Source organism: Microbacterium sp. CFBP 13617, from assembly GCF_014839445.1.
In the GTDB taxonomy this organism is placed as follows: domain Bacteria; phylum Actinomycetota; class Actinomycetes; order Actinomycetales; family Microbacteriaceae; genus Microbacterium.
Map to the genome: position 1 here is coordinate 756,653 of NZ_JACYNW010000002.1, position 11,839 is coordinate 768,491.

An 11,839-nucleotide genomic window follows, 5' to 3' on the forward strand; every position below is an offset into this window, starting at 1 on the left:
TCTGAGGTCTCGCCCTGAGGGAGTCGAGTCCGGCTGCTCTCGGTGTGACCGCGGTGTCGAGGGTGGCGGCCCCGACGAACCCCGAGGCACAGCGCGGCGCGTCTAGGAGGTGTGCGACCCCCGGAGCGCGTCCTCGATGACACGGGCATCGACATCGAGGGAGTCGGCCGCGATCGAACGGCGACGTCGCTTGCCTCCGTCGTGACGGGTGAACTCGACGCGCGCCTTCTGCAGACCGGACGCACGGAAGATCTCGACGCTCGTCCCCTCCCGCGGCCACTCCTCCGCACGAAGGCGAGGCGCCAGCGCCGACGGCCGCTCGACGGCCGGAAACAACACGGAGGTGGGGGTGATCGTGACGGCGACCTCGGGCAGGCGCGGACGCCGCCGCAGCTGCCGCACTCCCAGCACGATCAGCACGAGGGGAACGACGAGGAGCGCGCCCCCGACGACGACGAAGGCCGCATCGATACCGGCACTCGCCGCCGCGACGAGCGGCACCAGCACCAGCGCCCCGAGCAACGTCCCGAGAACGAGCATCAGGATGCCCCGCATGCGCACGAGCGTGCGGAGGGTCTGCTCTACGACTGTTCTGTGGGCCTCGTCGTACCGCACGACCACCGTCGCGTCGGGGGTCATCGATCCTCCTCAGCGGGGTCGTCGCTCATTGTGCCCTCCGCCTCAACTTCCGAGAGATATGCAGTCCCGTAGACGGAACACCCCAGCCTTCCGAGGTCGCGAATGAGGTCCGCCTCCAGCACGAATCCACCTTGCATGCTGTCAGAATCTCCCGACCACCAGAGGACGGTTTCACCGCCCTGGCGCAGTTCACCGAGTGCGTGCGCCCTGGACTCGAGTCTCACCACCAACGCCCGGAGCGCGGAGAAGCCGGTCTGATCGTCGGAGTCCTGGTTATCGGAAGACTCGGTGATCGACCAGTAGGTCCGCTGATACGTCAGACGCTCCTGTGCGAAGTTGCGGCCAGCTCGCCCCGCCGGAGTGGGATCGCCTTTGTCACCCCAATGGTCCGGCTCGATCCCGAGCAGCTCGGAAATCTCGACAGTCGTCTTCGTGTCGCTGTACACGCTGAGCGATGCCCTGTTGCCCCGAATCATGAGCGAGAGCTTACTTAGAGCCCCAGATGTCTTCTGGTACGGAACTCCACAACGTAGCCGCCCACTCTTCGCACCCTTGTCACTGCGTGCGGACTCGCGACATCACGAGCGCGAGCGCTCCGACGAGCAGGCAGAGGGCGTTCGCGACGATGGCAGCAACGACCAAAGGCGTCACGACGCCCTCGCTTCGCGCCCAGAGCAGAACCGGCGAAATGATCGAGATGCAGGTGAGGGTGATCGCACCAGCCCGAGAGAACGGTGCGATGCCTGGCTTCACTACCAGGCGCACAGTCACGGCGAGCAGGAGCAGGCCGATGACCGTCGCACCGGCAACGACGAGCACTGCCGACAGTTCGAGGGGCATGGGCTCCCGCTTCGACACGCCGACCCCAGCGAGCAACATGGCGATCGACGCTATCGGCGGGATCCACTCCGCCAGATCGAATATCGGGTCTGATCGCCGGATCGGGGGCTGATGAGCGTGCCGCCAGCGTCGCCGCGCGCTCGTGACGGCTTCGCCGTCCATCGACCCGCGCGCCGCGACGAGTTCTTGCTCGGGGAGGACGTCAAGCTGAACCTCATCGCGTCGCCGTCCGGCATTCCGCCATGAACCGGAGCGGTGATGCATGGTCATCCTGTCAATCAGACGACGCTGTCCACCACGCGACGAAGGACCGCGCCAGTGGAAGTTCAGCATCGGTGTCCACTATTTCGAGGCCATAGTCGTCGTGAAGGAACTGCACGATGTTGGCGCTCAATTCACGGGGGCTCGCACCATCGGCGAGCCATCGCATGATTGGTTCGATGAGGTCGTCGTACTCGCCGTCATCACCCGGGCCTTCGCCGTCGCCGTACACGCCGAGGACGTCCCACTCAATGAGTCGGGCGCGCATCTCCGCAACGCGCGCGTGCGGATCCTGCCGCGCGTGGTCCATGTGTCATCCCCCCGATAGGTGAGACGCAAACTATCAGCTCCGTCGAACTCGGAACGTCACCACGTCGATACCCCACATCCATGCTGAGGGCGAGCAAACCACGGCTCGGGCGGACTCGCTCGCGCCCGACGGCCACTGCGCGGCACGTCCGGCTCGGTATCGCAGGAGTACTGGCCGCCCCGGCGCGATGGGACGCTCCGGCCCGACTTAATTGCTGAACCAGAACTTCGCGGAATTGTTGTCTGGTGTCAACACGAGGGCATCGCCGGCAAGGCAGGTAGGCCATACGTTTGGTTCATGTCTCCGTCGGCCAATCGGACGCACACGGTCATATGCAAGCTGCTGACCTGCGCAGCAACCGGATTCGCATCTGGTGCGCTTCTGGGCGCACTGTACGTGCTGATCGGCTGGTTTCCCGGCGCCATGATGACGTTTGCCGAGCACCCGCAGTACGCTGATCCGCGCCTCTCGCTTTTGCCGTGGTGCGTTGCGTACGCAACTGGCGTGGGTTTGGCGGGCTTAGTCGCCGGTGCCATCGTCGGGATTTTTCGGGCCGTCCCGGCCCAATCGGACTAGCTGCGCGTCCTCCAGGCTGAAGACGGAACTCTGCTATCCACGCAATCAGCTCGGCTGGGAGATCAGCGCTGTGCTCAGCCTTCCGCTGCCGAATGACCCCCAGCGACCAGCAAAGGTCGAAGCAGCCGCTGCCGCCCACGCAAAGGAGGTAGAGAGTATGCACTCTCTGTCAAAGCTTGGCGACATCGAGCATGTGCGCCATCTTGAGCCCTACCTAAGGAAGTTCCTCGAAGACCACCCCGAGCCCAGCCGCAATGTCTTCATCATGATGCGCTTCAGCGACTCTCCTGATACCGCGAACTCGATCAGGCGTGAGATCGGCATTTGGATTACCAGGGATCTCCGGATCTAGCCGATGGCGACGAACCGTCGGCCGAGGGGCGGATTCACATCAGTTTTGCGCCAATCCGCGCGAGGAAACCGCAAGATCCCAACGGACTAATTGTTGAAGCGGAACTCCACCACGTCGCCGTCCTGCATCACATAATCCTTGCCCTCGAGGCGCGCCTTGCCCTTCGCGCGGGCCTCGGCGACCGAGCCGAGCTCGACGAGGTCGGCGAACGAGATGACCTCGGCCTTGATGAAGCCCTTCTCGAAGTCGGTGTGGATGACACCCGCCGCCTGCGGCGCCTTGGCGCCCTGCGGGATCGTCCAGGCACGGGCCTCTTTCGGACCCGCGGTGAGGTAGGTCTGCAGGCCGAGGGTGTCGAAGCCGATACGCGCGAGCTGGTCGAGACCCGACTCGTCCTGACCGGTCGAGGCCAGCAGCTCCGCGGCATCCTCGGGGTCGAGGTCGATCAGCTCGGACTCGATCTTGGCGTCGAGGAACACGGCCTTCGCCGGGGCGACCAGGGCGGCCAGCTCGTCCTTGCGCGCCGGGTCGGTGAGCACGGCCTCGTCGACGTTGAAGACGAAGATGAAGGGCTTCGCCGTCAGCAGTCCCAGTTCGCGGATGGGGCTGAGGTCGATCTTGGATGCCGAGAGCAGCACCCCGCGCTGAAGCGCGTCTTCGGCCGCCTTGGCCGCGTCGAGCACCGAGGGGTCGAGCTTCTTGCCCTTGACCTCTTTCTCGTAGCGCGTGATGGCCTTCTCGAGGGTCTGGAGGTCGGCGAGCGCGAGCTCGGCGTTGATGGTCTCCATGTCACCGGCGGGGTTCACCTCACCGTCGACGTGGACCACGTCGTCGTCGGCGAATCCGCGGACGACCTGGGCGATGGCATCCGCTTCCCGGATGTTCGCGAGGAACTGGTTGCCGAGCCCCTCGCCCTCGCTCGCGCCGCGCACGATGCCAGCGATGTCGACGAACGACACCGCGGCGGGCACGAGGCGCTCGCTGCCGAAGACGTCGGCGAGCTGCTGCAGTCGCACATCGGGAAGGTTGACGACCCCGACATTCGGCTCGATGGTCGCGAACGGGTAGTTCGCGGCGAGCACCGAGTTCTTGGTCAGAGCGTTGAAGAGGGTCGACTTTCCGACGTTGGGAAGGCCGACGATTCCGATGGTAAGAGCCACGGGAGTCCAGATTACCCGGCCGCGACGGATCGCACGGCGCCGCACTGCGCCACGCGGGCGCGCGCCGCCCGTCTCAAGGCCGTCTCCTCACGACCGGCGCTTGCGCCGTGCACGAGCGATCAGGGCCGCCGCGCACGGAACGCGTGGGTGACGTACGGCAGCGCAACTGAGCCGCCGGCGGCGAGTTCGGGAACGGATGCCACCACCTCGTCGACCGCGGCGTCGATTCGCGCGCGCTTCTCGGGGTCGGCGGTGATGATGTCGCTGCGCGAGAGAACGAGGTCGCGCAGCTGCGCAAGGGTGATCGTGCGCTCCCAGCGCCACTCGTGGTGCTCGAGCTCGCCGAACGGCGCGGCCACCCGGGGTCCGGTCGTCGCGAGCAGGACCTCGGCATTCGACCCGCCCATGGCGGAGGTCAACCGACGCACCCAGTCGACGCTCTCGTCGCGGATGTTCCAGACGAGGCCCAGCACTCCCCCGCGGCGCAGCACGCGGCCGATCTCGCGAGACCCTTCTTCGGGGTCGACCCAGTGCCAGGCCTGCCCCATGACCACGGCGTCGAGGGCCCCGTCGGGAAGAGGCAGGGCCTCGGCCGTCCCGGCAAACGTAGGCACCCCGCCGACGTTGTGCCGCAGGGTCGCGAGCATGTCGGCATCCGGATCGACCGCCACCACGTCGGCACCGTGTTCCACGATCGTCCGGGTGAGCTTGCCCGTTCCGGCGCCCACGTCGGCGACGCGCAGCGCACGACCCGGTTCGCGCGCGGGCTCGAGCATCCACGCCACGGCGTCGGACGGGTACTCGGGACGCCCGGATTCGTAGGCGGAGGCCGCCTGTCCGAACGACGTCGACTTCTCGCGATCGGTCATGCCCCGACCCTACGCCGACACTCCGACACCACCACGGGCGTCGCCGTCGCGACCGGTCCCGGCGACACGCGGGCTTCCCGGCGCGCCTCCCGCCGTCGAGGTCGACCCGCGGTGAAGGTGGTCCCGTGGCTTTGGATTTCACCGCGATCGACTTCGAGACGGCGAACTCCAGCGGCGCCTCCGCGTGCGCCGTGGGGCTCGCCCGGGTGCGCAACGGACGGGTCGTCGCGACCGCGGCGTGGCTGATCAAGCCCCCGAGCGGGCACGACCACTTCGCACCGATCAACGTGGGCATCCACGGCATCCAGGCCGCCGACGTCGCACACGCCCCCGACTGGAGCGCCCAGCTCGCCCGCCTCACCGCCTTCGCCGGGGCCGACGTGCTCGTGGCCCACAACGCCGGGTTCGACATGTCCGTGCTGCGCCGTGCCTGCGCCGCCACCGGCGACGAGTGCCCGCCGTACCGCTACCTGTGCAGCGTGCAGATGTCGCGCAAGACCTACACGCTCGACTCGTACCGTCTTCCGCTGGTGGCCGCCGAGGCGGGCTGCTCGCCGTTCGCGCACCACGACGCCCTGGCCGACGCGGTCGCGTGCGCCGAGATCACGATCGACTGCGCCCGCCGCGCGGGGGCCGACGACGTACAGGCCCTGGCCTCGCACCTGGGCGTGCGCATCTCGCGCATCCCCGTCGAGTCGGCCGAACGCGCCGTCGCCTGACCTCCCGGCCCGTCTCTCGGGCGATGTCGGAGGTCTGGTGCATGCTGACCCCATGGATGCCATCGCCCTCGTTCTCGTGATCCTCGCGCTCGCCCTCGGCGTAGCCGGCGGGTGGGTCGTCGCCTCGGCGCGCGCAGCGGCGCGGGGTGCGGTCGAGCAGCAGGCGCTCGGCGCCCGCGTGGCGGCGGCCGAGACCGCCCGCTCCGGTCTGCAGGCGCAGCTCGATCACCAGGTCGCGTTGTACCGCGAGCTCGTCGGTCAGTCCCGCTCCGACCAGGCGGCGCGCGAAGAGCGGGAGCGGCGCGAGCAGACGGTGCTGCGGGCACTCGATCCCGTGCGCGAGACCCTCGACGCGATGCAGCGCAAGGTCGACGGCCTCGAGCGCGACCGCGTCGAGCAGTACTCCGCGCTCGGTGAGCAGCTGAGGCTCTCGCGCGAGGCCGACGAAGCCCTGCGCGCGACCACCGAATCCCTGGCCTCGGCGATGCGCTCGGGAACGACCCGCGGGGTGTGGGGCGAGACCCAGCTGCGGCGCGTGGTCGAGGCCGCGGGCCTCACGCGGTACGTCGATTTTGATCTTCAGGCGGCGGTGTCCAGCGACGCCGGCGCCGGTCGCCCCGACATGGTGGTGCGCCTCCCCGGGGGAAAGGCGCTGGCGGTCGACGCCAAGGTCCCCCTCGAGGCGTACCTGCAGGCCAGCGCCATCGCGGTCACCGCCCAGGGCGACGAGGGCGCACGCCGGGCGAGCCTGCTGTCGCGCCATGCCAAGGCGGTGCGGGCGCACGTCGACGCGCTCGCGAAGAAGACCTACTGGGCAGGTCTCGCCTCGAGCCCGGAGTTCGTCATCTGCTTCCTTCCGAGCGAATCGCTGCTCGCCTCGGCCCTCGACGAAGACCCGGCCCTGCTCGACTATGCGTTCACCCGGCGCGTGGCGCTCGCGTCCCCCGTCAACCTGTGGGCGGTGCTCAAGACCGTCGCGTTCACGTGGACGCAGCAAGACGTCTCCGACGAGGCGCGCACCCTCTTCACACTCGGCACCGAGCTGTACGAGCGGGTCGGCGTTCTGGCCGGGCACGCCAACGACCTTCGTCGAGCGATCGAGAAGACCGTCGACAGTTACAACAGGTTCGCGGGCTCGCTCGAGTCACGCGTCCTGGTGACGGCCCGCAAGTTCCCGGGTATCGACGAGACCAAGCTCGACGCCGTCGCCGCACCCGCCGCTCTCGACGCGACCCCGCGTCGGTGGACGGCGCCCGAGATGATCGAACTCGACGACATCACGACGACGGCCGACGCCACGGCCGATCCGCACGAAGCGGAGTCCCTCGGGTCACCGACCGGCGTCGCGGTTACGGCCGATCTGGGGGGCGTGCGCGAACGCGCCGGACTGTCCGACGAGAATCTTCACGGCTGAGACCCGCCGGGCCTCGAGCTCAGGAGCCGCCCGGAACCCAGCTGAGCAGGCTGATCACCGCAGCCGAGACGCCCACGAAGGCGCCGACCATCCACCAGGCGCTGATCTCGTGCCCCTCGTCGCGGCGAACGCGAAGCAGGACATCGGGGCGACGTGCGGGGTCCACCGCTCTGGCCACCACCGCGTGCGCACCTGTCTGAGGTGCGGTCGAATTCGTCGGAGCTGCTGCCATGGACGATCCCCCTTCGGGTCTCGGAAGTCACAGCGTCGCCGTTGACACTGCTGACGATTCTGCCAGACAGCCTCTCCGACACCGGTCACGCTTGCGTCACGACACGCCCGGCTGTAGGTGCGCATCGGCTGAGCGCGGCGTGCCGGCGCGGCCTGCACGGCGCGTCGGGGTGAGACTGCACGCCCCGACGCCGCGGCTCCTCCCCGGACGGGGTCAGAGCCACTTCGACGTGAGGTGCTCCGACGTGATGCGACGCAGAGTTCCCGACGCGCCGCGCAGCACGACACTCTCGGTGTAGAGGAAGTCGCCTTCGCGGCGGACGCCCGCGACGAGCTGACCATCGGTCACGCCGGTGGCGACGAAGATCGTGTTCTTGCCCTTCACCAGACCATCGGCCTCGTAGACCTCGCCGTCGACCTGCAGTCCGGCATCGCGGCCCTTCTGCTTCTCGTCGTCGTTGCCCGGGGTCAGAATGCCCTGGATGTGACCGCCGAGCGCCTTGATCGCGCACGCCGTCACGATGCCCTCGGGGCTGCCGCCGATGCCGACGCACATGTCGGTGCGGGCGTTGTGGCGGGCCGCGTTGATGCCGCCGGCGACGTCGCCGTCGCTCATCAGGCGGGTACCGGCTCCGGCTTCGCGGATGTCGGCGATGAGCTTCTCGTGGCGGGGACGGTTCAGCACCGACACGACGATCTCGTCGACGGGCTTGCCGAGCGCCTTGGCCAGCAGACGGATGTTCTCGCCGATCGGCAGGCGGATGTCGACGACACCGACGCCCGCGGGACCGGTGACGAGCTTGTCCATGTAGAACACGGTCGAGGCGTCGAGCATCGTGCCGTGATCCGAGACCGCGATGACCGACAGGGCGTTCTGGCGGCCGGCGGCGGTCAGCGAGGTGCCGTCGATCGGGTCGACGGCCACGTCGCAGCGGGGGCCGCGGCCGCTGCCGACGCGCTCCCCGTTGTAGAGCATGGGGGCGTTGTCCTTCTCGCCCTCACCGATGACGATCGTGCCGTCGAAGTCGACGGTGCTGAAGAAGGCGCGCATCGCGTCGACCGCGGCGCCGTCGGCGGCCTCTTTGTCGCCGCGACCGATGAAGGGAACGGCGCGGATGGATGCCGCTTCCGTCGCCCTCACCAACTCGAGAGCCAGGTTTCGGTCGGGATGCAACGGGCTCATGTCGGCAGTCAGGCTCACCATGTGGCCACTGTATCCACCGGGAGCGCGACAATCCCGGGATTTGACCGACGCCAAGGCGAAGGAATCGCTCTTCTTAACGAATGGGCAGAAGTGCACCGTTCCTACCGAGGTCGCACCGTCACGATCCGGCGCCTTCGCTAGGCTGACGGTGTCCCGACAACACCAAGGAGCACCTCCATGCCCGTCGCTTCCCCTGAGCAGTACGCCGACATGCTCGACCGCGCCAAGGCCGGCAGCTTCGCGTACCCCGCGATCAACGTCTCGAGCTCGCAGACCATCAACTCGGTGCTCCAGGGCCTGACCGAGGCCGGCTCCGACGGCATCATCCAGGTCACCACCGGTGGTGCCGACTACTTCGCCGGCCACACGGTCAAGGCCCGCGCCACCGGCGCCCTCGCCTTCGCCCGCTACGTCACCGAGGTGGCGAAGAACTACCCCATCACGGTGGCCCTGCACACCGACCACTGCCCGAAGGACGCCCTTCCCGGCTTCGTCCTGCCGCTGCTCGAAGCCTCCGAAGAAGAGGTCAAGGCCGGTCGCAACCCCATCTTCCAGTCGCACATGTGGGACGGCTCGGCCGTTCCCCTCGACGAGAACATCGACATCGCGGCCGAGCTCCTCCCCCGCATGAAGGCCATCAACGCCATCCTCGAGATCGAGGTCGGCGTCGTCGGCGGCGAAGAAGACGGCGTGCAGCACGAGGGCTCGAACGACGCGCTCTACACCACCGTGGCCGACGTCACGAAGGCCGTCGAGCGTCTCGGCCTCGGCGAGAACGGCCGGTACATCTCGGCCCTCACCTTCGGCAACGTGCACGGCGTGTACAAGCCCGGCGGCGTCAAGCTCCGTCCCGAGCTGCTCGGCGAGATCCAGGAGGGCATCGCCGCCAAGTTCGGCACCGGCCCCAAGCCCCTCGACCTCGTCTTCCACGGCGGCAGCGGCTCGACCGATGAAGAGATCGCCCTCGCTGTGGCCAACGGCGTCGTGAAGATGAACATCGACACCGACACCCAGTACGCCTTCACGCGCTCGATCGCGGGCTACATGTTCTCGAACTACGAGGGCGTGCTCAAGCTCGACGGCGAGGTCGGAAACAAGAAGCAGTACGACCCCCGCGCCTGGGGCAAGGTCGCCGAGTCGGCCATGGCCGTTCGCGTGGTCGAGGCCACGAAGCAGCTCGGCTCGTACGGCCAGTCGAAGAGCTGACTCACCCGCATCACCGCGAACGCCCCGGCCTCAGCCGGGGCGTTCGTCGTTTCCGGATGCCACGGCCCGAGCCTGACCCGCAACGCGCGCCCGCCGTGCACGACGGCAGCTCAGCCCGGCGACATGCCGATCTCACGCCGCCGCGAACGGCGTGCCATCACAACGCCCCACCGTTGTGCGCGCACCCCGCCTCGGGCGACCGGATGCCGACACCCGGCGTCTCAGCCCCGGTACACCTCGAGCACCGTCGGCGCGCCCTCGGGCGAGGACACGATCTCGATCGCATCGCCCGCGCGCACCTCCCCCGCGCGTCGCACCCGCAGGTACGCGCCGAGGCGCCCCTCGTCGGAGAACCGCTTCACCCATCCGCGCGCCGCGGCGCCTCCGACCCAGCGCGCGAACGTCGCGCAGGGGGTGCGCGGCATCGTCACCTCGACCTCGACGGTGTCGCCGATGCGCCACACCTCGCCGATACGGGCGCCGTTGACGTCGAGCCCCTCGACGCGCAGGTTCTCGCCGAACCAGCCGGCGGGCAGCTCACGGTCGAGTTGCCCCTCCCAGAACTCGGCGTCGTCCTGCGCGTAGGCGTACACCGCCTTGTCGGGGCCGCCGTGGTGCTTGCGGCTCGCCTGCACGTCGGCGCGGACGCCGAGCTTGCCGACGCGCACCGCCCCGTCGAGCGGGCGCTTGTCGATCGCGGTGACGCCGATCGACCCGGCATCCGGGTGCAGGCTGTGAACGGCGCAGACGGCGACGAGACGGGGCATGCGACGATGCTACGGCCGTCCCGATCGCCGCGCCGACCCGCCGAGGTGGCGCCGCGCGTCAGGGCGTCGCGAAGTCGCGCCGCATGATCACGCGGTCGCCCTCGACGGTGCGGATCTCGACCGAGCCGATGCTCGAGGCCGCCAGATCGGTGCCCGCGCTCAACTCGGTCGTCGCCCCGGGGCCGGCCCGCCAGGTCGACAGCACGCTCGTCGCACCTGTCTCATCGGTGATCGCGAGCGCGTAGGGCCAGCCACCCGGAGGCGCGTCGAGGACCTGCCCGGTGTACTCGCACACCAGGTCGATGCGGGTGCCCCACGGCACCGACGTGAGCTTGACCGAGGCTTCGATGGGCGCCCCCGCGACGTCGTCGAGGGCGTAGACCGCGCCCGACGATGAGCTGACGGCGTTCGTCACCGCGATTCCCGCCGGCACGGCGACCGCGATGAGGGCGATCGACGCCGCGAGCGTCCAGGCCGTGGCCCGCCGCGCGCGTCGACGCCGCGCCGCCTCGACCACCCGGCCCCGCAGCGACGGGTCCGGCGCCGCGATCGGCACCGGTCCTGTCGTCGCACCGACCGCGCGGGCGCGATCGGCGGACACGCGTGAGAGCAGTCCGGCGGTGGGCGCGAGGTCGGCGACTGCGGCACGGCACTCGGCGCAATCGGACAGGTGCGCTTCGAACTCGGCGCGGTCGGGAGCGTTCAACGCCCCGAGCACGTAGGCGCCGTCCCACATCGACAGACGTTCATGATCGACGCTCATCGGGTCACCCCTCTTTCCTGCAGCGCGAGCCTCAGCGCTCGCACTGCGTAATGCAGTCGCGATTTCACCGTTCCGGCCGGGATGCCGAGTTCTTCGGCGGCCTGCGCGACGCTGCGGCCCCCGTAATAGGCGCTCACGATGACCGCACGGTGGTCGGGGGTGAGGGTGGCGAGCGCCTCCTCGACGAGGAGCGCATCGAACATGGCATCCGTGTCGTCGTCGCGCACCGTCTCGGGCAGTTCGTCGACCGGCAGCTCGTGCCGGCGCCGCGCGCTGCGCGCTTCGTCGATGACGAGGTTTCGCGCCACGGTGTACATCCACGAACGAAGGGTCGCGGGCTCGTCGTTCATCACGCGCGGCGTCCGCCACGCGCGCAGCAGCGTCTCTTGCACGACGTCGTCCGCGCCGGCGTGATCGCCGGTGAGGCTGACCACGTAGCGCCACACGGGTACGGCGTGGGCGTCGTACAACGCCGTCAGCTGCGCGTGTTCATCTCGCACCACGCCGGTCCCCTTTCTTCGTTCACGG

General features: G+C 68.9%; 14 protein-coding genes. 3 read left to right on the top strand and 11 right to left on the bottom strand.

Translation table 11 applies throughout. The annotated features are described in order from the left end of the window. Positions 1-102: 102 nt before the first annotated feature. The 6 genes from IFU40_RS08245 to IFU40_RS08270 form a co-directional block, all read right to left on the bottom strand. Positions 103-639: a phage holin family protein gene (locus IFU40_RS08245; RefSeq protein WP_191926004.1), complete on the bottom strand. Its 537-nt coding sequence runs from the start codon at positions 637-639 to the stop codon at positions 103-105. After that, positions 636-1,115, bottom strand: coding sequence for a DUF4279 domain-containing protein (locus IFU40_RS08250; protein WP_191926005.1), 480 nt, complete (start codon positions 1,113-1,115; stop codon positions 636-638). The genes IFU40_RS08245 and IFU40_RS08250 overlap by 4 nt, the downstream gene beginning before the upstream one ends. A 79-nt stretch (positions 1,116-1,194) precedes the next feature. Further along, positions 1,195-1,749: a hypothetical protein gene (locus IFU40_RS08255; protein ID WP_191926006.1), complete on the bottom strand. Its 555-nt coding sequence runs from the start codon at positions 1,747-1,749 to the stop codon at positions 1,195-1,197. 4 nt (positions 1,750-1,753) lie between these two features. Then, positions 1,754-2,050, bottom strand: coding sequence for a hypothetical protein (locus tag IFU40_RS08260; protein WP_191926007.1), 297 nt, complete (start codon positions 2,048-2,050; stop codon positions 1,754-1,756). Between the two features lie 1,014 nt (positions 2,051-3,064). Next, the gene (gene ychF / locus IFU40_RS08265; protein WP_055939562.1) at positions 3,065-4,138 is read right to left on the bottom strand and encodes a redox-regulated ATPase YchF; all 1,074 of its coding nucleotides are present in this window, start codon (positions 4,136-4,138) and stop codon (positions 3,065-3,067) included. Between the two features lie 119 nt (positions 4,139-4,257). Beyond that, a complete protein-coding gene (locus IFU40_RS08270; protein ID WP_191926008.1) occupies positions 4,258-5,007 on the bottom strand; it encodes a class I SAM-dependent methyltransferase in 750 nt (249 codons plus the stop codon). A 125-nt stretch (positions 5,008-5,132) separates the two neighbouring features. On the opposite strand from IFU40_RS08270, the gene IFU40_RS08275 reads away from it, so the two are divergent. Together IFU40_RS08275 and IFU40_RS08280 are read left to right on the top strand one after the other, a co-directional pair. After that, positions 5,133-5,726: an exonuclease domain-containing protein gene (locus IFU40_RS08275; protein WP_191914842.1), complete on the top strand. Its 594-nt coding sequence runs from the start codon at positions 5,133-5,135 to the stop codon at positions 5,724-5,726. Between the two features lie 52 nt (positions 5,727-5,778). Further along, positions 5,779-7,140, top strand: a complete 1,362-nt coding sequence (locus IFU40_RS08280; RefSeq protein WP_191926009.1) for a DNA recombination protein RmuC — start codon at positions 5,779-5,781, stop codon at positions 7,138-7,140. Positions 7,141-7,159: 19 nt separating this feature from the next. Here the strand turns inward: IFU40_RS08280 and IFU40_RS08285 are convergent, their stop codons facing one another. Next, entirely contained in the window at positions 7,160-7,306 is a 147-nt protein-coding gene (locus IFU40_RS08285) for a hypothetical protein (protein ID WP_249404109.1), read from the bottom strand. Between the two features lie 279 nt (positions 7,307-7,585). Continuing rightward, positions 7,586-8,575 carry a class II fructose-bisphosphatase gene (gene glpX / locus IFU40_RS08290; protein WP_055836106.1) on the bottom strand — a complete coding sequence of 330 codons (990 nt, stop codon included), beginning with the start codon at positions 8,573-8,575 and terminating at the stop codon, positions 7,586-7,588. A gap of 177 nt (positions 8,576-8,752) precedes the next feature. On the opposite strand from glpX, the gene fbaA reads away from it, so the two are divergent. Continuing rightward, positions 8,753-9,781 carry a class II fructose-bisphosphate aldolase gene (fbaA, locus tag IFU40_RS08295; protein ID WP_055939551.1) on the top strand — a complete coding sequence of 343 codons (1,029 nt, stop codon included), beginning with the start codon at positions 8,753-8,755 and terminating at the stop codon, positions 9,779-9,781. Between the two features lie 221 nt (positions 9,782-10,002). On the opposite strand, the gene IFU40_RS08300 is transcribed toward fbaA, so the two are convergent. From IFU40_RS08300 to IFU40_RS08310, 3 genes are read right to left on the bottom strand one after another with little or no spacing between them, the layout of a single operon-like run. After that, the gene (locus tag IFU40_RS08300) at positions 10,003-10,548 is read right to left on the bottom strand and encodes an MOSC domain-containing protein (RefSeq protein WP_191926011.1); all 546 of its coding nucleotides are present in this window, start codon (positions 10,546-10,548) and stop codon (positions 10,003-10,005) included. A 58-nt stretch (positions 10,549-10,606) separates the two neighbouring features. Continuing rightward, the gene (locus IFU40_RS08305) at positions 10,607-11,311 is read right to left on the bottom strand and encodes a zf-HC2 domain-containing protein (RefSeq protein ID WP_055836097.1); all 705 of its coding nucleotides are present in this window, start codon (positions 11,309-11,311) and stop codon (positions 10,607-10,609) included. Next, the gene (locus IFU40_RS08310; RefSeq protein WP_083285890.1) at positions 11,308-11,814 is read right to left on the bottom strand and encodes a sigma-70 family RNA polymerase sigma factor; all 507 of its coding nucleotides are present in this window, start codon (positions 11,812-11,814) and stop codon (positions 11,308-11,310) included. The genes IFU40_RS08305 and IFU40_RS08310 overlap by 4 nt, the downstream gene beginning before the upstream one ends. Positions 11,815-11,839: the final 25 nt, after the last annotated feature.

Coding starts and splice junctions, on each gene's coding strand:
- IFU40_RS08245 (WP_191926004.1), bottom strand. CDS start 639: ATGACCCCCGACGCGACGGTGGTCGTGCGGTACGACGAGGCCCACAGA.
- IFU40_RS08250 (WP_191926005.1), bottom strand. CDS start 1,115: ATGATTCGGGGCAACAGGGCATCGCTCAGCGTGTACAGCGACACGAAG.
- IFU40_RS08255 (WP_191926006.1), bottom strand. CDS start 1,749: ATGACCATGCATCACCGCTCCGGTTCATGGCGGAATGCCGGACGGCGA.
- IFU40_RS08260 (WP_191926007.1), bottom strand. CDS start 2,050: ATGGACCACGCGCGGCAGGATCCGCACGCGCGCGTTGCGGAGATGCGC.
- IFU40_RS08270 (WP_191926008.1), bottom strand. CDS start 5,007: ATGACCGATCGCGAGAAGTCGACGTCGTTCGGACAGGCGGCCTCCGCC.
- IFU40_RS08280 (WP_191926009.1), top strand. CDS start 5,779: ATGGATGCCATCGCCCTCGTTCTCGTGATCCTCGCGCTCGCCCTCGGC.
- glpX (WP_055836106.1), bottom strand. CDS start 8,575: ATGGTGAGCCTGACTGCCGACATGAGCCCGTTGCATCCCGACCGAAAC.
- fbaA (WP_055939551.1), top strand. CDS start 8,753: ATGCCCGTCGCTTCCCCTGAGCAGTACGCCGACATGCTCGACCGCGCC.
- IFU40_RS08300 (WP_191926011.1), bottom strand. CDS start 10,548: ATGCCCCGTCTCGTCGCCGTCTGCGCCGTTCACAGCCTGCACCCGGAT.
- IFU40_RS08305 (WP_055836097.1), bottom strand. CDS start 11,311: ATGAGCGTCGATCATGAACGTCTGTCGATGTGGGACGGCGCCTACGTG.